We start from the raw sequence: 22056 nt of genomic DNA on the forward strand, positions 1-22056 counted from the left end.
GGGCAGAACCCAGGTGCAGCCGGTCGATATCAGGAATCTGGTGATCGGCCACGTCTTCTTTATGTCGTGCCACGTAACTCTGACAGGTAGACAGAAAATTTGGAACCCACATTATGCCGGCGGAGTCGGATATCAAATGTGCGAATGCAAACATTCGAACAAGCACCGTCTGGACAATTGTGCTCGGCTTTGCCGCCGATCCATTGATGCGGTGGAGTTGGCCTGACGCAAGCCAATATCTTCGGAGCATGCCTCGGTTCGTTAACGCCTCTGGTGGACCAGCATTCGAGCACGGCACAGCATACGTCACGGAAGGGATCCGCGCCGCAGCCCTGTGGCTGCCGCCTGGCGTGCAGCAAGACGAGTCCGCGTTAGACGAAATAATGGCGCTGTCCCTGAACCCGGCGATCACCGAAGATATGGCGCTCCTGCGGCAGGAAATGGCCGAACATCATCCGTCCGAGCCGCATTGGTACCTGCCTCTCATCGCGGCCGATCCGAACTGGGTCGGACAAGGACTTGGCACATTGTTGATGAAATACGCTCTTCAACGATGCGATGAGCAGGGCATTACCGCCTATCTGGAAAGCTCGAATCCCGATCACATCCCCTTTTATCAAAGCCACGGCTTCGAGGTCATTGGCAAAATACAACATGGTTCTTCGCCGCCGCTCACGCCAATGTTGCGAGCAGCCAAATAAAGCGAAATTCAAAGCCTGTGTTCGCATTGGCTCACGAGGGCCACCTTTCAGCACTGCTTACGTATTGTCTGCGGCGGCGCTGATTATTTCGCCAGCAAGTATTGGGGCGACTCGGGCTCGCGGCGATGCTCCATGATGTCGGGAAGCTACCATTCCGCTGACGCTGTTCGACAAGTCGGGCCGTCTAAATGAGGAAGACAGCAGACTGATCGAGACACATCTGGTCGACGGCTTCGGAAGACTCTGGATGGCGTTAAGTTAACGAATTGGAGCCGCCGAGGGGGTGGTGACGACCAGCACGCCGACCGCCCGGACCCCTCTTTATCGCCGCCATCGCTTCCCACCGGAAGTAATCAGCTATGCCGCTTGGTTGTATTTCCGGCTTCCTCTCGAGCTTGCGCATGGTCGAGGACGTGCTGAAGTGCTGGCGGCGCGTGGCATTGGCGTGACCTATGAAATCGTGCGCCAGTAAGACGAAAACTTCGGCAATGCGTTCTCCGATGGATCCGCTCGCGCGCTCCCGCTCGTTCAAACGACTGAGAGCATGCACTTGACCGACCGCGACAATCGCGATGATCAAAGCCGGTTGTTGACGCGTCGATTTCGCTCGCCCGAGGACGAGTACGAAGCAAAGGCGGCGCGCGGTCACGACAGAATTCCGGCGGAGCATTCCGCAGCCCGGTAGAAGGCCCGGGCATCCCGTCTTACAAGGAATCGGCAATGAGGCTGCGCGCCGACCATTTCATGCTGCCGCACACCGTGCGATCTTCACGGCGGTAGATGCGTGCTGCCTCAACGGGCCGCGCCTCAGCCTCCTCGCTCGAGCGCCAATCGGCAATCGTCAGCTCAAAGATGATGTCGATTGCAGGATCCATCTTGAGGCAGCGCCACAGAGCAACGAAGAATATCCCCGCGGGACTGTTGGGAAGTCTTATTGTTCTAGGCCGCGCTCTGCGAGCAGCCGGTGCATGACCTCGCCTTTGATCTCGCCTGCGATTTGGTTTCGGACTTGGGCTCCGAGCACCCGCTCGGCATCGACGTCGCCCACCAGACCATGTTCGGCCAGTCGCTGATCCAGACGGCTTTGGAACTCTTCGCCCATGGCTTCGACGAGCCGGTCTTGCATCGCTGCATGTTCGTCTGGAGCGATGCGCCTCAGCACCGTCTCCCAGGGTTGCCAGCGGCTTGCCATGAAGTCGGTGAACTGGCTTGCTTCCCGCTCCCGGACCAGGTCGAGCGCCTCCGTCGCATCATCCTCGCTTACGTGAGAGACCGCCAGGAAGCGCATGTCAGGGGCGACGTGACTGAGCTCCAGCGGCTCGCGCAGCCGATGTTGATAGGCCAGGTAGACTTCGATGTCGTCTACGTTCGGGTTGCCGCTGGCGAGCGAGTTGATCCTGTCGCGCGCGATCTCGTCCAACGCCTCCAAGCGGAAGGCGACACGGCCGCGCTGGATCAGATCGCCAAGCCGATCGTCATATACCCCGTCCTCGACGTCAGCGTTGAGGCGCGCGGTCTGCATACCATTCCAGTGCAAGGTGACACGATCCTCGCAGCTCGCGTTGGCCTCGGACGCCTGCGCAAAGAACTGCTCGCGCAATGTCGGATTGGCGGCCGCCTGCTGCAGATCATCAGCCACTGCCTGCCGAAACTCGTCATTGCCGTAGTTCACGGTCTCTCGTAGCCTCTCCAGGAACTGTGCGTAGTCCTGGGCGCCTGGCTCATCCGCAAAGTGCTGCCATTTGGCCAGCGTCGCCGGGTCGTCTGCGAGCCATTGCGCGGCAGCCTCATATAGAGATTGCTGCGCAAGCTGCGGTGGCGCTTCAGCCGTCGCCAGATTAGCGAGAACGTCGTCCGGCAGCGGGTTATCCCCGAACTCGAGATTCTCCAAATGCGGGTAGCTGAGACTAAGATTCGGTACACGCCCCTCAAGAAGATCCTCAGGCAGGCTGGTCAGCCGGTTACCGCTGAGATTGAGCGATTGGAGGGTGCTCGGAAGGGGGGCGGGGAGGTTGGCCAATTGATTGCTGCTGACATCGAGTTCAATGAGCCCCGATGGGAGGTAGTCGGGGAGGTCGGTCAGCTGATTGCCACTAACCGCGAGCGAGGTGAGCCTGCTCGGGAGAGCGTCCGGCAGGCTAGTTAGTCGGTTGTCGCTTGCGTTCAGGATCTCGAGCCCAGCCGGAAGGTTGGCCGGCAGACTGGTCAAGCTGTTATCGGCCACCTCCAGCCGAGAGAGGGTCGCCGGAAGAGCGTCCGGCAAACTGATCAACCGGTTATGGCTAATGAGAAGATGCTGAAGACCGGGTGGGAAGCTAGCGGGCAGGCTGCTTAGCTCGTTGTGCCTGGCGCGCAGTTCCAGCAATCTTGGCGGCAGGGCGGCGGGCAAAGCGGTCAGGGAGAGGGAGGACAAATCCAGCGAGTGCGAGCCAGTGTTGTCCGCCCCCCTAATTCGTGCGCGTCCCTGTCGCCGATTCTCGGCTTCGCCCTGCCCCTCTTCGGCCGCCCAGTTGTCCAGCAACTGCGCGCGCGCGGAGGCCGGGGTCCGATATCCTGTCATGGCTTCGAGCAAATCCGCCACGGCTCGGCTGAAGCCGCTGAGGTAACTTTCCTGCTCCCCCTCTTCAGAAGCGGCCGAGGAAGAACCTGCACTCCACTGAGCCTGTCCTGTGTTCATCAATATCTCCATCGCCAAAACAAGAATACCCCCGCTCCTCAAGGTCGCGAAGCAGGCCGGGTGTCATGATCATTGTTCACACGAGCCCAAACGCGCAAATGGATCGATACTGCTGCGAGGCTTCCTGCCATTTCGTTGACCAGATAAGTCCCGGAGGGCCGTCAACGTGGCAGCGTTCTGCCCTTAGCAGGCCTACCTGTCGATAAGCTGACGAATGTCGCTGCAGAACCCCGGGTCGCCGGTTGCCAGCGGTGACCGAAGCAAGCCCGGTTTGAGGTTGAACCGGTCAAGCTTCGCAAAGACCAGCTTGGCCCCCATTGCCTTGGCATGGGCACCGCCAGCGCTTACGCGTTCGGAGCGTCTGCCACTCTTCGTTGCCACGTACTCGGTCGAAGGGTAAGCGGCAAGCTGCGGCCGTCAGGCGGCGTGGTTCCATGGCATAAGCGCGTCGATTTCGCCGCTCGGCCAGCCGTTGGCGATACGCTGAGGCGTTAGGCTGAGCCAGGCGCACGGATCGACGTTATTCATCTTTGCTGTCTGCAGCAGTGTTGCGATGGTTCGCCCAGGTTCGTCCGCCGCCGTCGCTACCGGCAAAGAGGCTATTCTTTCTCGTAATTGTTTGTGGTCAGATGGCGCGTTCAACGATGTTGGAGTCGAGCTCGATGCGAACCATCAGTCTGGAAGCGTTCGAAGATGGCACGGCGCGAGACGGCATAGCGGATTGCCTCAGCCAGTTTTGATTTTCCGGAAATCCGCCGCAATGTCTGCTGCCAGAGATCGAAGAGATCTGCGACGACCGCTGTGGAGGCTTGCTGGCGCGCGGCAACGCCTACGTCGGGGCTTTGACCGCGTATGGTCTTCTCGACCTGCCAGAGCTTCGCCATCCGCTCGACCGTCGCCGTTGCCACTTTCAAGCTTCCTGCAACATGCAGCTCATAGAACTTGCGCCGGCTGTGTGACCAGCAGCCAGCCAAGGTGACGCCATCTCTCTTGCGTGAACAACGGACGTATCCATTTCTTGATCTCTGGAAGCGACGCCGCCCACAACGCAAGCGTCTCCTCGATCGACGCTGCTGGCGTCCACGACCTCCGAATCATGGTGTCCATAGATTCAGACATCTCCTAAAAAGGCAACTGTAATGCTAGGATTACCCCTAGGACCTGCAGCGCTCGCGTCCGTCAAACAAGGCGGCCTCAATGGAGGGATACCTTCCATCAGCTGGATGGCTGGATCATCCGAAGGCTCTGGTCGCGCCGCGGAAGCGGTGGCGGAACGCAGCCTGGAAGGAATATCCGACCGCTCGCAAAGCGCATGGGGTCCTGCTGAACGCGCTGCGAGGCGCCTTCGATGGCGCGCAGCCGCGGCCAGCTTGCAACATAGATATCGTTCATCGCCGTCCGCCAGCGGAAGATGTAGTGACTGACGAAGAAACGCGTCATCACACCGACACGACCGCAACAAGAGCAATGCCGGCAAAAGTCGACAACTCGCTGTAGAACTGCTGGACCATCACTTGCGCCGATTTCGAAAGCGCGGCCTGGACAAGGTCATAGAATGGCCCATACCAGCTGTTGATGGCGACGCTGACCTGGACCTGAAAGTAGGAGGTGAACAGTATTAGCGCGGAGCCAAGAATCGACCACGTCGCCCAGGGGTGCGGCGCAACCAACATCCAGCCAGCCGCAAATATCGCGGCGCACGCGGCGAAATAGAGGTCGAACCAGAGAGCCGGCGCCGACGAGAACGTCGCCAACCCGACCTGCCTTTTGCGGCGCTTCGAACAGATTGCTCGCGAAGCCATACCAGACCAGCATCGTCAGTGCGGTCCAAACGATCGCCGAGAGAAAGAACAGCTTGGGTCGGGGGAAAAACGAGAGGTCCGAGCATCTGTGGCCTCTTGGATTACAGGAGACCGTCGGGCATCGTCAACTTAATCGACCGCCGAGCCGAAGGAGGCGCTTCTCAGTTCGAGATTCGGCTTGTCGCGGAGATTTCGCGCCAAGTCGCAAAGGCTCGCTCGCGCGAAGCACGACGGAAGTCGGCGGTGACGGCTCCGGGATAGGGGATGTGGAAAAGGTTCGCGACCTGGTTGATCGTGAACTGACAGAAACCGTTGAGCCTGATCGGACGATTTGAAACCCTTCATGATCGGCTTGCGTCGCCGCGTCGGCTGATGAGAAATCTCGGCCCGATTGTCAAGAGCTTTGTGCTGGCGATGTTCGACGTGAAAGCCCATCTTCGCCCTCACAGGGCCGTACGAACGGAGCTTGTCCGTGATCATCACGCGCGGCGGCGTGCCGGCGTATTTCAACAGCTTCTTCATGAGCCGCTGCGCAGCGCGTTCGGCGCTGGATCAAGACGTCGAGAACGAAGCCATTTTCTGGTCGACAGCGCGCCAAAGCCAAGTTGTTTGCCCGCGATCGAGAAGGCGCTGCTGCAAAACTACGGGGTGACCACCTGAGGGCCGCGTCCGAGATCGGCCCAGAAGGCCAGCGCCAGCCCGATTTAGCCGGACGGTGGGTATGGGTCCTGGCCATATGTCCACTCGTGTCTGAACCTGTGGTCATGGCCCTGAACTAGAACCTGAGCGTCGCGTCCTACCTTTCCCTCCTTGTGGGCAGCGTCGACCGCGACGCGGATCGCCTCTTCCTCAGTGGCGTAGGGGCCGGAGTACTCGCAATTGAGCGCAACCATCCACTGGCCTTTATGGCGCGTGACGAAGTACTGAACGCTTGCCATAAGCTTGCTCCGGCATCGCCCCTGGGATCGATAAACGGGGTCGTACTCTGCAAATCTGCCGCGGTCGCCTCAACTACCGGATTTGGTGGGCTCCAAGGAGCAGCGCCTTGTAGGCTGGCCTGTTTGCTGTACCCGCGGAGACCAACTGCCGCGCCTTAGTTTCCCTTATTCACGAGAACCGGAACGTAGCAGCTTCAATCGTCGTAGATGTGGCCCAGCTGCTAGCAAGTCTCTCTTTCTCGTTGGAGTCGAAGGCTGGATTGATGGTTGAGTGCTGCGACCGTTTGCGTTTGATCGACAAATGAACCCTCCAAATAGAATGTCGTCAGGGTCCAAACTCCCGGGAGACCAGCCGCACTCGATCGCATTTGTAAGAAAGCGCTCGTGCGGGTCCGACCTTGCCTCTTTTAGATCGTACGAGGCAATAAATTTGGCATCATGGTTGCTCCACTCCGCGGCGCACACGCGGACTTGGAGGCACGCGGACATGACTCGGCGCCGTCGGGAGTGAGAACCCGACGCTGTCCCTACCGCGCCCGCGCGGCCAGTGAAGTTGGCGGCGGTGACTCGGCGCTCACGCCTCCGGAAGCGCTTATCCCTACCACGCGCTGCAAACTTCGGTGGCCAGCCTTCGCCCTTGGATAAGCGAGACCGACCACCGCGGCCCCCCGAGAGGCTCAATTCCCAAGGGTGCTACCAAGCAGTATCGCTGAGAAGGACTGGAAGCACCTACCAGGATTGGTTGGTGCCGATCTAATGTGGCCTGGGGCAAATGCGCCATGGCGACTGAATTTGATACGATTTTTGATGTGATTGAGCGTCACCGCGAGCTTTCGGTGCAGCACGCCGCCGCGGTATCGGTATCCGCGAAACTTGTCGCAGGTCTCGAGTTTCATGCCGCCGACGCGATCAGCGAGGAAAGAAGGTTGGCTCTCGAGGACTATGCAGACGTGCTCACTCCAAGCCGACCACGCTTGCGGACGTGATCAGACTACCGGCTTGGCCGACGGTCGATGGCGATGCCGTGCGTCGCCAACATCTGCGCCTGGCGATAAAGCGGCAAATGCCAATGATACTTGGCATCGATCACATGCGCTGACCAGCCGCTCCGTGGGCAGTGTTCGGGCCCGGCATGCTGGAGGACGACGCCATGACAAGCGCGGCAGGCCAGTTTGGGCCGGCGAGTGACGATTACGCGATACTGCGCCGGTACGACGTCGAGCCTCTGGCTCTCATCGCTCCCAATTTCAAAAAGGACGCCTGCGCAGCACGGGCGGCAGGTTGCAGTGGGCATCAGGGTCTCGACGATGCGCGGCAAATACTCCGGCAGCTGACCGCGGTTGGCTCTGCGCTCGGCAGTTCGCTTCTCGCAGGTTCTTGGATTGGCGTGATCCTCGGCTGCTTCGAGAGCCGCGACGGCCTCTTCGATGCCCTCCAAAACAGGCTGTAGTTGATCAGCGTCCAGCTTTCCGACGATCGACCGAACTGCGCATCTTTCGCAAGCTTGCGCCACGCTTACGGCCTACTGGGTTAGCGCGATGTCGGATCGCGGCCAATCAAAAAGGCAACTGCAGCTAGTTCTTTTCACTTGAGCTGCTGCCGGTTTGATGGACACCCGGTTAAGCTAATCCCACCTTGCGCTCGAACGCAACCGGGCTGAGATAGCCGATGGTCGAGTGCCTGCGGGTCGTGTTGTAAAATCGTTCGATGTAGTCGAACACATCGGCGCGTGCCTCGTCTCTGGTTCGATAAATCTTGTTGGCCGTACGCTCGGTCTTGAGCGAGGAGAAGAGGCTCTCCATCGCCGCGTTGTCCCAGACGTTGCCGGAGCGGCTCATGCTGCAACGATGCCGTGGTCGGCCATCAGGCGCTGGAACTGCTCGCTGGTGTACTGGGACGCTCGGCGGCGAACTGCCGGTCAAGGAGGTTCGCCGGTACGGTCTCGAGCTGTCGATCGCCGTCATCCTTCGGCAAGCGCCGACGTCGCGGCCGCGCCCGCAAGCCTTGCAGGCGCATCAGCCGCTCAATCCGGTGCAGGCCGGATTGCGATCGAGCGCTCCGAGCGGTTCGTCGAGCGGAGGATCGGCGGGTCGGCGATCAGCGCGCGAGCAAGCGCCACGCGCTGCTGCTGCCCGCCGCTTAGTTGCGATGGCATGCGGTCACCGTAGTCATTGAGATGCACGCGCTGAAGCATGCGGTTGACACGCATCGCCTTCTCGGCCGCCTTTATGCCGCGCATTTCGAGCGGGAACTCGAGATTACGCCGCACAGTGAGGTGCGGAAACAGCGCATAACTCTGGAATACAATGCCTTGGTCGCGCCGATAGGAGGGCACCGCCGCGACCGACTTCCCGGAAATGAGGATGTCTCCCTTGGTGGGAGCCACGAATCCGGCAAGCAGCATGAGCGCTGTGGTCTTGCCCGAGCCGCTCGGACCGAGAATGGTCAGAAACTCCCCGCCACGAACCGCGAGCGAGACATCCTCGATCGCCGCAATCGCTCCATATGTCTTCGTGACGCGCCGGAATTCGATTTCCGCGGAATCAGGACCGTTCTCCAGCACTTCATCCTCAACATGTACTAGGGCAGTCATAGGATACGGATTCAGCATTTATACTCCAGACAGGCAATTGCGCTAAGAAGTGCGGAGCGGCGCGATGGACCGGCCGTTCACGCGAAGGACAGCCACGATCTAACGCAGACTCCATTCATTCCAGCGCTGGATTAGCCGCTCCATGTTCGACAAGCCGTCCGGTCCGGACTCCAAGTACCACTTCGGATTTATGGCGAAGCTGCTCGCCATGTACTCGGGGTAGGTCGCAAGTTTGCGGGCTACATTTTCGGGTAGCTGCTTGTAGGCACTGTGATTGCTCGGAGCGAGGGTGAACAATTGCGCGAACGCTGCCTGGCGGTCGGCGCGAGACGTGAGCTCAATGAACTTCTGCGCGCTCTGGACGTTCGGACTGCCTTTCGGAATGATCCAGTTATCCCAAGCCAGCTTGGCCTGACTCCTACTGATTTCGATCGGCGCGCCTTCATCGATCAATGCTTGCGCCCGCCCGTCATAGCCTTGCGCGACGTCAGCCACGTTATCACGCATCATTTGCAGGATCTCGGATCCGGTCGACCACCACTTGCGGATGTGCGGCTTGATTTTATCGAGGCTCGCGAAAACACGGTCGATATCCATTGGGTAGAGCGCATCCACAGGAACGCCGTCCGCCAGCAGAGCTTCCTCGAAGGGACCCAGTGCGCCGTACTGCCCGGTCCTGAGGGTACGTGCTCCAGGAAACTTCTTAACATCCCAGAATTCGGCCCACGTGGAGGGCCGCGGCTTGTCACCCGGGAACTTCCCCGTATTGTAAATCATGTTCATGGAATATACGAAACTACCGAAACCAAAGGGCTGTTTGCAGTAATGTTGCGTCGCCTCTAATTCCACCTGCCTGTAGATCGAGTAGTCGATTTTTTCAAGATTTCCTTTCGCGGCCAAGGTAAACGCCGAGACTTGATTCATAAGAAGTACGTCGACCGTGATGTTGCTCGCATGCACCATCGTCGCGATCTGGGCCGCGTCTATATCCTGCGTAATCTGAATTACCTTAACTCCGGTCTCGGTCTGGAAAGGCTTCACATAAGCTTCGGCGATGGCCTTGCCAAAATTGCCCCCGCTAAATGCCACGCGCAACTCGCGTGAGGATTGCGCCGATACCGGGCCATCGACAGAAGACAGCGTGCCGACCGCGATAACGGACGACATTCCTCTCATGAAGCGCCTGCGATTTACCCAAAGATGCCTCATTGTTTCCTCCACGCCCCGCGGGAATTTTCCCCGCTCTGGCCATATTAGCGGGAGCAAGGTCAGAATTTCCACATTTTTGGCGTTAGGGAGCCGAAATTCCGCGCTTCATGGGGGCGACGCGAAGGTTTAAAGCCATTCAGGGATTGGGCTGCTACATGCACAAGCGCGCCTAGTAAAAATACACCTGCTCTCCGGCGCGCTCAGACTCGAGCGGAAGGAGAGACTGCCTTTTCCTCGGTCTCATAGGCCGAAAAGGCGGATACGCTCCAGTGTCTTGGCAAAGTGCTCGTCTGGCGGTCAACTCGGCGCGGCCGCTTACACGATGAAGCCGATCGAGTCCCATATTTAGACCGTGGGTGTTCTGCCGGGACGTCGACGGAACGTGCCGCCAGTGTAGACTGCGGGCGCGCCGGAATTGCTGTGCATCGGTACGAGCAAGAGTTCACCGTCACGGTACTCGGCTTGACGCAACGAACGCCAGTCCTGCGCGGCAGCCGCAGTTCCAACCACACGCATAAAGCCGTCTGCCGAGATGCCCATGAGCGATGGAGCTCCTCGACGGAAGGATATGCAGGCTACAATGCTGGCCAGAAGGGGAACGGGACAAGTGCGGATAAATAACCTTGGGCCGAGTAGCTCTTTGCGCCCTCACCAAGCATTGCGCGCGGGGCCTTCAGGCTGCGCCACAGCCGCTGCATGGAGGGCCTCGACGAAGGCAGCCTGGGCCTGGCCATACTCGGGCAGGTTGGGTTCAGGCCACGCAGAGTTGATCGCGATGACGATCTTGTCCTTCGGATAGACAAAGATCGCCTGGCCGGCGTGGCCCAGCGCCGCGTAGGCGTCCTTGTAAATCCACCAGTGATAACCATAACCCGTCGCTCCCGTACTCGTGGGTGAGAAGGTCAAATGAGCGCGGGTTGCCTCCGCCAACCAACCGGGCGACAGCACCTGGATGGCGCCGGCCCTACCACCGTCCAGCATGAATTGCCCGATGCGAGCGTAATCGCGCAGCGTCGTGATGAAACCGCCGCCGCCGTACTCTTGGCCTGCTGGATCTACCACCCAGAATGCGTCCTGTTCCATCCCAAAGGGCCGCCAGAGCTTGTCTGAGAGGTACTCTGACATCGACTTCCCGGCCGCCTTGGAAACTAAGACCCCGGCCAGATGGGAATCGCCGGTCTTGTAGTCGAACTTGGCCCCGGGCCGGTGGATTCTGGGCAGACGGCGCATGTAAGCGACGCCGGGGTTGACGCCGTCTATGAAAGGGGCCGTCATCAGCAGGGCGTCGTCCGAGTTCGGGTCCGTGTAATCCTCACTCCACTTGACCCCCGAAGTCATGGTCAAGAGTTGTCGGACGGTTACGCCGTCGTAGGCGCTGCCTTTTAGCTCATGGATATAGTCGATGAGGGGCGCATCCATGCCGTTGATGTAACCATCCTGGATAGCCGCGCCAATCAGGATAGAAGTTACTGATTTCCCAACGGAGTAGGAGGTCCAACGGTCCTTCGCTGTACGCCCGAGACCATAGCGCTCGAGAAGCACCTGTCGGTTCTTCAGCACAATGACGCCAGAGACGCGCTCCGCCATAATGTGGCGATCGACATCCAGGTCTTGTCCCCTCCAAGTCCAGCGTGGCGAGATCTGATGGAGGGCTGTAGGCAGGACGTAAACGTGCGGGCCGCGGCTTATCCCACGGACCGGATCGATCTTCTCTCTACTACGGCAGCCGACGATCTGTTGATCTCGGGTCCATCGCAGCATAGCCGCGCCGCCCGGCGGAAGCGACGCGTCCTCGGATGTGCATGCCGCTGTATTCACAGTCTCCATCCCATTCATCGTCACTCCTTGCGGACTTCTCTTGCCTGTTGTTTTCCATCTAAAGTTTCAAGAATTTATCTTACCACAAAGCCGCATTTCCGTAATGTAGCTCCGTTCGCGCCGAAATCCTGCGCTGGATCCGGCGATGTGCTAAGTTTTCCGCGCCTTGGAATTGACGAGCAAGTGACCGAACTTTGGTGATCGAGTGGGCACAACTTGCCAATAATACAGAAGATGGACGGTCGTTCGCGCGCGCTCAGATTGCGCGGGATGATCATGTGCGCCAGTTAGCGTCCTGAGCCAACCAGTGCGCGCCCGAGCCAACGAGCGGCCAGTCGCACGGACTATCAACTCGGGTCTTCGCGCATGTGTGGCGACCCGCGTATCCGATGTCGATCTTGCCCGCTGCGTCGAAATTGAAGGTGACCCTCGAGTTTCCAGGCTTGGTCGGGGTCGCGAACTGCCACCGATTGGCTCTCGCTCCTCCTAAGATCGCGATTGGTAGCGATGCACAGCAGACCGAATTTGATCGCTACCTTAAGGCCAGCCCCTTCCCGACGGCTGTTGAAATAGGAGGAGCGGCGTTGCCCCCGTTGAGCTGTTAGGCTCGGTTCGCCAAAACCAGGAAAGAAAGCATCGCCATGAAGAAGACTATCACGACAAGGGCCGGCGATGCGACCAGGATGGTGGAAGCAGCGTGGCAAAAGGTTGGGAAGCTTAGACCTTTTCTGCCTGACGGCCGGGATCGCGAGACTTACGCAGATGATCGAAGAGGATAGCGAGCGGCTGTGCGGGCCACGCCTTGGGCGATTGGACCAGAGGGCCGGCCAACACTGGGGGCGGAGCACTGGGCGGCAGCGCTTCCACGGCGGGAGGATCGAGGTAGAGCGGCCGCGCGCATCGACGCGTTCGTCGTCCAGCCCCGGCGCGCGCGCAGAGCATGGCTCGGCAAATGAGCGATGAACCTGATGTTGCTGAACGTCTCGACCGCGGGTTCGGCCGCGGTCCGCCTGCCGGAGGGCGACATTCCCGCAAAAAATGGGCGACGGGCGATCCAAGTCGGCCGTCTCGCGCCGGTCGTCGAGTTGTGGGCGGAGCGGATGGCCGCATGGACGTGGTCGGATCGATCTGCTCGCCATCCAGATCGATGGGTTGCATATCCGCGATGAGCTGACGCTGGTCGCCGCCGTTGCTATCGACAGCGAAGGCAACAACCATCCGCTGGCGGTTGTCGAAGACGCCACCGAGAATACTGCGATTGTGTAGGCGGTGGTGGACAACCTGACTGGCCTTGGGCTCGATCGTGGAATCTGCCGCCTCTTCATTATCGATGGTGCGAAGGCGCTGCCGAAGGCGATCCGCCAAACCTTCGGCGGTCACACGGCGATCCAACGGTGTCAGATCCACAAGAGCCGCATCGTCGAGCGCCTGTCGGGACATCTGCATGCGACGATCCGCAAGGCTGCGTGAAGCCTGGGAGATCGACGATGCGGCAAGGTCGGAGGAGCTGATGAAGAATCTGGCGCGCGGCTGGAGCGAGACGCCCGGCGTATCCGATCACTTGCGAAGCAATCGCCCGGCGCCCGAAGATACCTATCCTGGCCGACAACGACACAGCCTGTAGCAACGCGATCGATGTCATGATTGGAATTGGCGAGTACTAAAGGGCCAGCGCCAGCGCCCTTGTCATCGACGACAAGACATTCCCTAAGGTTACGAGCCTTGCTGCGGACGCCGCCAGCAACTGCTGAGCGAAGGAATTCCAGGGCTGGATCGAGGCTGCTCTCGGGATCCAAATTTTCTTGTGATCGCGAGAACCAAAGCGCTCATCGCTGGCTTGGCGAAGCTGAAGCCTTAGCCCCGCCGCAAGCGCATGTGAAAGGCTGGTGCCGACATGATCCTGATCCATTTCAAAGAAGAAGGATCCTGGCGAGATCGAAAGCTATTCCCGAGCAAGAACGTCCCCAAGGATATTGTACCGGGAGAGGAAATCTTCAGACCAGAGAATGGACGAGATTACGGCAGCTGAAACGCGCTTTCTGCACTGATCCACGGCTGAAGGCCAACTCTAACCTGCGTGAACGGCTGTCGCTGTAATCTCGATGCTTTGCGCCGGCTCATTTGATCGGGGCTGCAACTCCATTTCATGGAGGACCATCGGCTCCCTCTCAGTCAACATCTTGCCTTTGGCTTGAGGCAGTTGGCGCAAATTGGGCAGCGGAATCGAACGGCTGCCGTGCCAGCAGAACGGCTGAGCTCCGGATTGCAGCCGTTCAAACAGTCTTTGGCTGGGATAGCGCTGCAGGCCGACGAAGTTGTTCACGGAACGACCGAGCGATAGCATGCGTTCGCCGGTCTCGGGATGAAGACGAACAATCGGATGTGTCGTTTCGTAGATCGTTCCACTGGATACGCCGCACCAAGGCCGCTTGTTGGCTTCGGTGGCCCTCTCTGTCGCAGTGAGATCAGATGCGACGAAGCTCACAGCCCAGAGGTTATCTGCGAGCATCCGCAGGGGATCGGGAACCCATTGTGTTTGTGGGATTCGGTAGGCCGGAGCACAAAACGCTGCTGCTGTGCATCGTCGAGATGTCCCTGATCGCGGAAGAAGATGACCTTATGCTCTAGCAGAAGCCGGTTGAACGCTACGATGATATCGTCAGGCAAATCGTCCGACAGCGCAATGTTCTTGATTTCGGCACCAAGCCGGTCCGTGTGCTTGACGATGTCGGCTCGCGGAATGACATTTTCAACAGCCATTGTTTCACTCATGACGGCGCCTCTTTCTGTGGATGTCTAAACAAGCTCAGTGGTCTCGCGTCTGGCGACAAACCCGGCACAACAATCTTGATGTTACACACCCGAATTGTCTGAGCGTGGATCACCGCGTCGCTCAATTAAGCGGCTGAGTTCCGATACACACACCACCAGCATCTTAGAATCCGATCTCCCTCTACGCATCGACACGGCTAGCGCCGTTCTCATCGAACGACACTCGCATATGAGGCCCCCAGATCGATTTGCAGCCTGATCAGCAGTGCAGATCATAGACGCAATCCATGTCCAGTCTATGAAACGAAAACAGCTTTCTTTTCGAGCTCGCGCAACGTTCTCCTCGTCTCAGAACTCATGCTTGGAAAATCCTCGAACAACGACTGCGTCGTACCTCATTCATTCCACAAGGCCTCATGCGCACGACCTCAAGCTGTATACTACGCTATAAACTACTTTAACGGGTCAATTATCATATTTTTGCGACTTTTGGAGTTGTTCTATGCGCGACTTTTTTCATCAGCTGATCACTTCCTGTCTGCCTTGGACGAGCGGGAGAAGCGCAAAATAAGGAGGCTGCAACTTCCGATGCAGCTTAACAACGGACTTAATCCCTCGATTTTCGAAATTTGCACTCGGGACGAATGCAGCGCTCGTGCCTGTGATGCCGTGTCTTTCGTTTCACCCGGAGAGACGTAGATTTTCCTTACGGCGTGCATGCCGCTTGGCTTCGCGGTAGTTGACCACACACAATCGAAACAGAGCGGCCATGGCCGGAATATCGCTCCGAAGGCGTCTTTGCGTTCTCAGACTGCAAGCCGCAAATTCCGGCTGGCTATCTTGCCTCAGTATGAGCAACACGACACCGAAGGGCGGTCGGATTTCAGATCACAAGCCACGGATGTAGCTTCCTCATGATCGCTCTCTCTGATTCCTTAGCTTGAGATCGAGTGCTCGCCAAGACCAGGCGCGACGTCGACCTCGCCGCGCTGCGCCACCCGCGCACATCGTTCGCCAAGAACTGGCCAGCCGACTCCGCTGCAGCAAGTGCGCCGCCGCCCTTCGGCGACCCTGCTACAGCTTGCGCAGCGGTCACGTCACGCTGCTCGAGAAAGGTGAAGATGTGCCTCATCACCGAAACGAGGCGGCGATCAGTGCCTTTAATCCGCGTGGTCAACCGCTAGGCCGGCAATCTCGTACCGATGCCCGGAGTCTTTCCGGACTACAAAGCGCCGATTGTCCGGACCGGCGCCGACGGTCGCGAGCTCGCAACCGCGCGCTGGGTATGCCGTTCTCGCAGCATGCGCAAATGGAGGCGACCAAAAAGCGCGCTGCGAAGCTGGAAGCCAAGGTACGTCGGTCGACTTCAAGGAATATAGCGCGACGATCTGGGTCGGAAGAGCGCGGCGATCAGGATGGCGAGTCAGTGTCGCGGCGCGATGATGATCGCCGCGATGATTGTCGCGCGCAAGAGTTTTGTTTGCTTTGATTGTCGCGGAGCGTCAATCAAGCGAGCGCATTGCCTCGCCTTAATTGTTACCGGATCCTAAGCCGTTGCCTCACGTAAATTGCTCCCCTGGACCGGGAACGAGCGAGGGGCGGAGATGGGGTGGCTAAGCATGGCAACGCGGAAGGAACTGACGGCGGCGGCAGGCGTGCGCTATCGGCGGTCGGATCGCGCGAAGAAGGCGCGGATATTGGACGAGTTCGTCGACATCACCGGATTCCATCGGAAGCATGCGATGCGTCTACTTCGAAACCAGGAAGGCGTACATCCGGGCCGACGGGCGCGACGTCGGATATATAATGAAGCAGAACACACCGCACTCGTGCTGCTTTGGGAGGCGTCAGACCGCATCTGCGGGAAGCGACTGAAAGCATTAATGCCCGCGCTGATTGAGGCGATGGAACGGTACGGGCACCTCGACCTTGCCCCTGAGATTCGCACCAAACTTTTGGCGATGAGCGCTGCGACGATCGACCGCGCCTTGGTGCGGGTTCGAGAAAAATTGGGTCGCAAGCGCCGGCGGCACGCGGGGCATTCCCTGCGTCGCAGTATTCCAATACGGACTTCGGCAGATTGGAATGATCCGGCGCCGGGATTCGTCGAGGCCGACCTTGTAGCGCATAGCGGTCCATCTGCGCGCGGCAGCTTCATCCAGACCCTCGTGCTCACCGACATTGCTACCGGCTGGACAGAGTGCGCACCTCTGATCGTGCGCGAACAGACGCTGGTGAGCACGGTGCTGACGGAATTGCGCAAGCAATTGCCTTTTGCGCTGCTCGGCTTCGACACGGACAATGACACCGTGTTCATGAATGAGACGTTGAAGGCCTACTGCGAGGCGGCCAACATTGTCTTCACGCGTTGCCGTCCCTACCGGAAGAATGACCAGGCGTTCGTCGAGCAAAAGAACGGCGCCGTCGTGCGCAGGATGGTCGGCTATCGTAGGTTCGAAGGCCTGGAGGCGGCCAAGCTACTGGCGGAACTCTATCGGTCAGCGCGGCTGTTCGTAAACTTCTTCCAACCTTCGTTCAAACTGTTAGCCAAGCAGCGCGACGGTGCTCGTGTACGTAAGACATACAGCGCGCCGGCAACACCCCACCAGCGCCTGTCAGCGGACGCCCGCACGCCTGATGCGGTCCGCCACCATCTCCAGGAAATCTATACCGCTCTCGATCCGGTCACGTTGTTGCGCGACATCCGCGACGTGCAGGAGCGCCTCGCGGCGCTCGCGGATATCCAACCATCCGCCCATCCTGCTGCGGCATCACAATCGATTGATCGCTTCCTGGCAAGCCTGCGAACGGCCTGGAAGGACGGCGCCACGCGCCCGACGGATCGGCCAATCGTGAAGGCTAAAAGGGGCCGGCGTCGTCCCGATCCGCTTATCCGGGCAACGTCAGATTTGAGAAAATGGTTTGAAGCCGAGCCTTGGCGGACCGGCAGCGAACTGCTCTCGCGCCTGCAGGTGGAATATCCTGGAGACTATCCGAACAAGCTTCTTCGAACCCTTCAACGTCGGTTGAAATCCTGGCGCAGCGAGCAAGCGAATGCGCTGCTGTTTGCTTCAGAAAAAATGCCGCCAGGGCATGAGGTCACAACACCCCAATGACGTGCGAGGTGCCAGCGGAGGAGGCCGGGCGCTCCGAAACCCCGGCCATCTCCGCACCCGGCCTCCTCCTCAACTCAGGCCAGGAGCAAAATAAATGAGGCAACTGATCGCGCCCGGGAGCATCGATATGTGAGGCAATACGCACTTCCATCCTGTTCGCCGCGCGGCAAAGGAACTTCTCCAGATAGAGCCGGATGGCGACACGACGAATATCCGTAACTTGAAAAGCAAACATTGGGCGCGTTGGCTGGGTCCGGCACATCGGTGCGTGGTGCCGTTCAACTCGTTCAGCGAGCTGCGCAGCTTTTCTGGGATGCTGTCGCGTGAAATGCCGCTGCGGCTACCGCCTTGATGCAAGCGTACGTAAGTGACTACGAATGCTGTCGTAAGCATCTCAAGTTCGAGGAAAGCCTCCATTTGCAATTCGAATACACGACCTACGCTGGGGCGGTGGGCATCGGAGCTCGATAGACTGCTGGCGGCGAACGCGGCCAAACCGGCGGCACCTGCAGCCGCGCCATCTACGACAACATGAAGACCGCGGTGGAGACGATCTTTGTCGGCAAGGATCGTCGCTGCAATCGCCACTTTCTGCAGATGTGCAGCCACTATCTGTTCGACCCGGTTGCCTGCACGCCGGCGTCGGGCTGGGAGAAGGGCCAGGTCGAGAACCAGGTCGGGCTGGTCCGAGAACGCTTCTTCACGCCGCGGCTGCGGTTCAAAAACCTGCACGAGCTAAACGCCTGGCTGCTGGACAAATGCATCGTCTACGCCAAAGCTCATCGCCATGCGGTGACGGCATCGGTCTCGAAGACCAGCCTGGTGCGCTTCGACAACAACAAGTACTCAGTCGCAGGCAGCGCAGTCGGACGCCCGGTCGAGGTCCAGGCTATACCGATCGCATCGTGATCCGCCAGGATGGAAGGATCCTTGCGGAGCGTCCACGATCCTTCGGACGCGGCGAGAGGATCTCCGATCCCTGGCACTATGTGCCGGTGCTGGCTCGCAAACCCGGCGCTTTGCGCAATGGCGCTCCCTTCAAGGACTGGGAGCTGCCGGCCGTACTTGAGCGGATCCGGCGCAGGCTTGCCGGCACTGACGACGGCAATCGGCAGATGGTCGACATCCTCAACGCCGTGCTGACTGACGGTCTGCCCGCGGGTCCGATCGTCATGCGTCAGGGATGGCTCGAGTTCGAAGCCATGAAGCGCGGCACCAACCTCATGATGCATCACTGAAAGACCGAAGCGATGCGTGAATCGAGTAAACCACAACAGAGAGGGAGCGCAGCGTGCCGTGTGTTAGCGAAGAGCGCTATCGCTACTCGGCAGTTCAGTTCGACTTCGGCGCCGTGGCCGCCGGTTGCGCGGCGGCCTGCGGGGCGCGGCCGACGACGACCGTCAGCAGGCCCTGGCCCCAGAGCCGCTTGGCGGCGACCTTGGCATCATCCAGCGTCACCGCATCGACGAGGGCATTGCGCTTCTCGATATAGTCGATCGGCAGCTTGTCCTGCTGGTACTGCAGCAGCGCCTGGGCGAGCTTGGAGGAGGTGTCGAGCGCCAGCATCTGCGAGCCCTTGAGGTAGGACTTGGCTTCGCCGAGCTCCTTCTGCGTCGGGCCCTCCTCGGCGATGCGGCGCACTTCCTTGTCGATGGCGTCGATGGTGTCGCCGGCCCGGTCGGCGCGGGTGCCGGTGTTGCCGATGAAGACCGCCGAATGCTCCATCCAGAGCAGCGATTCGAACACGGAATAAGCCAGCCCGCGCTTCTCGCGCACCTCGTGATAGAGCCGCGAGGACAACCCGCCGCCGCCCAGGATGTGGTTGACGACATAGGCGGCCATGAAGTTCGGATCGCTGCGCTTCACGCCGGGTCCGCCGAAGGTGATGACGGTCTGCGGCACGTCGAGCGGCACGAAGGCGCGCTGCGGCGGTTTTGCCGCCTCGACGTCGGCGACTGGCGTGAGATTGGCCTTCGCGGGCAGGCTACCAAAAGTGTGGTCGAGCAGCTTGCCAAGCGTCGCCGGATCGACGTCGCCGACCACCGCGATCTTCAGCCCGTCCTTCGCAATCACGCGGCCGACATAATCCTTCATGTCGGCGACCGTGATGGTCGGCACGCTGTCCAGCGTGCCATTGGTCTGCCGGCCATAGGGATGGTCGCCGAACGCGACCTCCAGGAATTTTCGGCTCGCCAGCGAGGACGGATTGGTGGTTTCGCGGCGCAGGCCCGAGATGACCTGTGAGCGGATGCGCTCGACGTCGGCGGTGTCGAAATGCGGCGAGGTCAGCGCGCTCCTGAGCAGGTCGAAGGCCTCGTCCTTGTTGTCGCGCAGCATGCGCAGGCTGCCGCGGAACGTATCGCGGGTGGCGCTGAAGGAGAGCTCGATGGCGCGGCGGTCGAGCCGCTCATGGAAGGTCTTGGAGTCGAGATCGCCGGAGCCTTCGTCGAGGAGGTCGCCGACCAGATTGGCGACGCCGGACTTGTCCTTGGGATCCTGCGCCGAGCCGCCGGCAAAGGAATATTCCATCGCGATCAGCGGCACCGTCGCGTCCTGTACGAACCAGGCTTCGATTCCGCCCGGCGAAGTCAGGTGCTGGATTTTTGCGGCCGCCTGTGACGGCGAGACCGTAGCCAGCGCGAGCGCCGCGCCGGTGGCAAGCGAGAATGCAACGCGTCGAAGGAAGGGATAGGTCACGAACGCTTCTCCTCGCGCTTGGCGGCACTGGTGTCCTTGATCAGATAGCCCGTCACCGAACGCTTCTTCTCGAGCCATTTCTGCGCGACGGCGCGCACCTGTTCGGCGGTGACCGCGCGGATGCGGTCCGGCCAACTCCTGATGTCCTCGATCGACAGGCCTGTGGTCAGGGCGCCGCCATACCAGCTCGCCAGCACGGCCTGATCGTCCTGGGCGTAGATCGCTTCCGCAATGAGCTGGGTCTTCACCCGCTCCAGGTCCTCGGCGCGGATCGGGTTCTGCGCGATGTCTGCGATGACGCCGTCGATCACCTGCTCCACCTCGGCAAAGCTGACGCCGGGCTTCGGCGCGGCCGAGATCGAGAACTGGGTCGGGTCGAGCGAGATGCTCGAATAGCTGGCGCTGGCGGAGACCGCGAGCGGCTTGTCGACCACGAGGGCGCGGTAGAGATAGGAATTGCTGCCGCTGCCCATCAGCTGCGCCAGCACGTCGAGGGCTGCGCTCTCGCCGGCTGCGGCCGTCGTTGCGGAAGGTGCCAGATAGTAGCGGCGCAGGCTCGGCTGCTCCACGAGCGGGTCGGCCAGCGTGACGGTGCGCGGGGCGGCGGGCTCGGGCTCCTGCGGGCGCACGCGGCGCGCCGGTATCGCGGGCTGGGCCGGAATGGCGCCGAAATTGCGCTCGACCAGCGGACGGATGTCGGCGGCTTCCACGTCGCCGGCGATCACCAGGATCGCGTTGTTCGGCGCGTAGAAGCGGCGGTAGAAGGCCAGCGCGTCCTCGCGATCGAGCTTCTCGATCTCTTGCCGCCAACCGATGATCGGCCGTCCATAGGGGTGATTGAGATAGAGCGCTCTCTCGATCTGTTCGTTCAACCGCGCTCCGGGGCTGTTGGCGACCCGCATGTTGTACTCTTCGAGCACGACGTCGCGTTCCGGCAGCACGTCCTCATTCTTGAGGATCAGGCCGGTCATGCGATCGGCCTCGAACTCCATCATGGTCGGCAACTGCTCCTTCGGCACGCGCTGGTAGTAGTTGGTGCCGTCGACCGAGGTCGAGGCGTTATCGTTGCCGCCGACCCGAAACACGTTTTGGGAGAATTCGCCGCGCGGGTGCTTCTCCGTGCCCTTAAACATCAGGTGTTCGAGAAAATGGGCGAGCCCGGATTTGCCCGGCTCCTCATCTGCGGACCCCACTTTGTACCAGATCATCTGCGTCACCACCGGTGTCCGATGGTCAGGGATTACGACCACCTGCAGGCCGTTGCCAAGCGTAAAGCTGGTGAGGGGCATGGACTTCGCAAGAGTCTCGGCTGAGGCGCCATCTATTAAGAAGGCGCGCATCAGCACCAGTGCTAGAACGCAAACGACCGTTCGAGGTGAGGACGTCGGCAGCATTGACAGCAGTCGCTGTCGAATTTTCGAAGCGAAAGACCGGTCGTGCGGCCGATTGGACGCGGCATCATTATCGATATCGTTCGTCAGCTGCGGGATCGGGACGGCTTTTTGCAAGCTACATTGCAGTTGGGTCTGGATGAGGAATGAGGTCATCATCGAAGTCATCTACAGGATGCTCCATGCTTTTGGCTATCAATCGACAGATCGCGCTTGCTCCAGGGGAATACCATCGGCCGGCCCGTCGGCGGCTAACCCAAAAGCATCAGTCGTGCCAAAGAAGAAACTGTTTAAATTACAGCGTGGTCACCCGAAGCACTCTGTCCGTATCTTTACACATCG

At 60.0% G+C, this 22056-nt stretch carries 15 protein-coding genes and 9 pseudogenes; 8 read left to right on the forward strand and 16 right to left on the reverse strand.

Translation table 11 applies throughout. The annotated features are described in order from the left end of the window. The first annotated feature begins 113 nt into the window (after positions 1-113). Both LPJ38_RS36235 and LPJ38_RS36240 read left to right on the forward strand, forming a co-directional pair. Positions 114-701, forward strand: a complete 588-nt coding sequence (locus LPJ38_RS36235; protein ID WP_063629895.1) for a GNAT family N-acetyltransferase — start codon at positions 114-116, stop codon at positions 699-701. 286 nt (positions 702-987) lie between these two features. Then, positions 988-1235: pseudogene (locus LPJ38_RS36240) on the forward strand (IS6 family transposase); the annotation flags it as partial. Between the two features lie 170 nt (positions 1236-1405). On the opposite strand, the gene LPJ38_RS36245 reads toward LPJ38_RS36240, so the two are convergent. The 6 genes and pseudogenes from LPJ38_RS36245 to LPJ38_RS38410 all read right to left on the reverse strand — a co-directional run bounded on the left by LPJ38_RS36245 (position 1406) and on the right by LPJ38_RS38410 (position 6118). Then, positions 1406-1576, reverse strand: coding sequence for a hypothetical protein (locus LPJ38_RS36245; RefSeq protein WP_018648285.1), 171 nt, complete (start codon positions 1574-1576; stop codon positions 1406-1408). Between the two features lie 56 nt (positions 1577-1632). Continuing rightward, the gene (gene nopM / locus LPJ38_RS36250) at positions 1633-3378 is read right to left on the reverse strand and encodes a T3SS effector NEL-type E3 ubiquitin ligase NopM (RefSeq protein ID WP_174719442.1); all 1746 of its coding nucleotides are present in this window, start codon (positions 3376-3378) and stop codon (positions 1633-1635) included. Positions 3379-3795: 417 nt separating this feature from the next. After that, positions 3796-4367 (reverse strand): annotated as a pseudogene (locus LPJ38_RS36255) (IS66 family transposase); the annotation flags it as partial. Positions 4368-4593: 226 nt separating this feature from the next. Then, positions 4594-5180 (reverse strand): annotated as a pseudogene (locus tag LPJ38_RS38405) (SbmA/BacA-like family transporter). Positions 5181-5309: 129 nt separating this feature from the next. Continuing rightward, positions 5310-5858: pseudogene (locus LPJ38_RS36270) on the reverse strand (IS6 family transposase); the annotation flags it as partial. Positions 5859-5884: 26 nt separating this feature from the next. Next, complete coding sequence (locus LPJ38_RS38410; RefSeq protein WP_018648284.1) at positions 5885-6118, reverse strand: DUF2188 domain-containing protein; 234 nt, start codon at positions 6116-6118, stop codon at positions 5885-5887. 779 nt (positions 6119-6897) lie between these two features. On the opposite strand from LPJ38_RS38410, the gene LPJ38_RS36275 reads away from it, so the two are divergent. After that, positions 6898-7104 carry a hypothetical protein gene (locus LPJ38_RS36275; RefSeq protein WP_223153709.1) on the forward strand — a complete coding sequence of 69 codons (207 nt, stop codon included), beginning with the start codon at positions 6898-6900 and terminating at the stop codon, positions 7102-7104. A gap of 20 nt (positions 7105-7124) precedes the next feature. Here the strand turns inward: LPJ38_RS36275 and LPJ38_RS36280 are convergent. The 5 genes and pseudogenes from LPJ38_RS36280 to LPJ38_RS36300 form a co-directional block, all read right to left on the reverse strand. Continuing rightward, positions 7125-7624 (reverse strand): annotated as a pseudogene (locus LPJ38_RS36280) (transposase domain-containing protein); the annotation flags it as partial. Positions 7625-7737: 113 nt separating this feature from the next. Continuing rightward, positions 7738-8206 (reverse strand): annotated as a pseudogene (locus LPJ38_RS36285) (IS3 family transposase); the annotation flags it as partial. Beyond that, positions 8142-8729, reverse strand: coding sequence for an ABC transporter ATP-binding protein (locus LPJ38_RS36290; protein WP_430640283.1), 588 nt, complete (start codon positions 8727-8729; stop codon positions 8142-8144). The gene LPJ38_RS36290 and the pseudogene LPJ38_RS36285, both read right to left, overlap by 65 nt. Positions 8730-8810: 81 nt before the next feature. Further along, entirely contained in the window at positions 8811-9878 is a 1068-nt protein-coding gene (locus LPJ38_RS36295) for an ABC transporter substrate-binding protein (protein WP_231088525.1), read from the reverse strand. A 690-nt stretch (positions 9879-10568) separates the two neighbouring features. Then, positions 10569-11507 carry a serine hydrolase domain-containing protein gene (locus LPJ38_RS36300; protein ID WP_231088526.1) on the reverse strand — a complete coding sequence of 313 codons (939 nt, stop codon included), beginning with the start codon at positions 11505-11507 and terminating at the stop codon, positions 10569-10571. 1503 nt (positions 11508-13010) lie between these two features. On the opposite strand from LPJ38_RS36300, the gene LPJ38_RS36305 reads away from it, so the two are divergent. Continuing rightward, on the forward strand, positions 13011-13208 hold the full coding sequence (locus tag LPJ38_RS36305; protein ID WP_158644840.1) for a transposase: 198 nt from the start codon (positions 13011-13013) through the stop codon (positions 13206-13208). 190 nt (positions 13209-13398) lie between these two features. Here LPJ38_RS36305 and LPJ38_RS36310 read toward each other — a convergent pair whose 3' ends face one another. From LPJ38_RS36310 to LPJ38_RS36320, 3 genes are all read right to left on the reverse strand, one after another. Beyond that, a complete protein-coding gene (locus tag LPJ38_RS36310; protein WP_095424414.1) occupies positions 13399-13647 on the reverse strand; it encodes a hypothetical protein in 249 nt (82 codons plus the stop codon). Positions 13648-13806: 159 nt separating this feature from the next. Further along, complete coding sequence (locus tag LPJ38_RS36315) at positions 13807-14247, reverse strand: TauD/TfdA dioxygenase family protein (RefSeq protein WP_231088527.1); 441 nt, start codon at positions 14245-14247, stop codon at positions 13807-13809. Further along, complete coding sequence (locus LPJ38_RS36320) at positions 14220-14510, reverse strand: TauD/TfdA dioxygenase family protein (protein WP_231088528.1); 291 nt, start codon at positions 14508-14510, stop codon at positions 14220-14222. The genes LPJ38_RS36315 and LPJ38_RS36320 overlap by 28 nt, the downstream gene beginning before the upstream one ends. A 1123-nt stretch (positions 14511-15633) precedes the next feature. Here LPJ38_RS36320 and LPJ38_RS36325 point away from each other — a divergent pair. The 4 genes and pseudogenes from LPJ38_RS36325 to LPJ38_RS36340 form a co-directional block, all read left to right on the forward strand. Then, a pseudogene (locus LPJ38_RS36325) lies at positions 15634-15884 on the forward strand (SOS response-associated peptidase); the annotation flags it as partial. Between the two features lie 230 nt (positions 15885-16114). Beyond that, positions 16115-17626 (forward strand): ISNCY-like element ISBj12 family transposase, encoded by a 1512-nt coding sequence (locus tag LPJ38_RS36330; RefSeq protein WP_011084703.1) that lies wholly within the window; start codon positions 16115-16117, stop codon positions 17624-17626. Positions 17627-17795: 169 nt separating this feature from the next. Continuing rightward, positions 17796-17939, forward strand: a pseudogene (locus tag LPJ38_RS36335) (SOS response-associated peptidase); the annotation flags it as partial. A 188-nt stretch (positions 17940-18127) separates the two neighbouring features. Beyond that, positions 18128-18786, forward strand: a pseudogene (locus tag LPJ38_RS36340) (Mu transposase domain-containing protein); the annotation flags it as partial. A gap of 172 nt (positions 18787-18958) precedes the next feature. Here the strand turns inward: LPJ38_RS36340 and LPJ38_RS36345 are convergent. Beyond that, a complete protein-coding gene (locus LPJ38_RS36345) occupies positions 18959-20323 on the reverse strand; it encodes a M16 family metallopeptidase (protein ID WP_161966255.1) in 1365 nt (454 codons plus the stop codon). Beyond that, a complete protein-coding gene (locus LPJ38_RS36350) occupies positions 20320-21663 on the reverse strand; it encodes a M16 family metallopeptidase (RefSeq protein WP_231088529.1) in 1344 nt (447 codons plus the stop codon). The genes LPJ38_RS36345 and LPJ38_RS36350 overlap by 4 nt, the downstream gene beginning before the upstream one ends. Positions 21664-22056 lie beyond the last annotated feature (393 nt).

The organism is Bradyrhizobium daqingense, from assembly GCF_021044685.1.
Taxonomy (GTDB): Bacteria; Pseudomonadota; Alphaproteobacteria; order Rhizobiales; family Xanthobacteraceae; genus Bradyrhizobium; species Bradyrhizobium daqingense.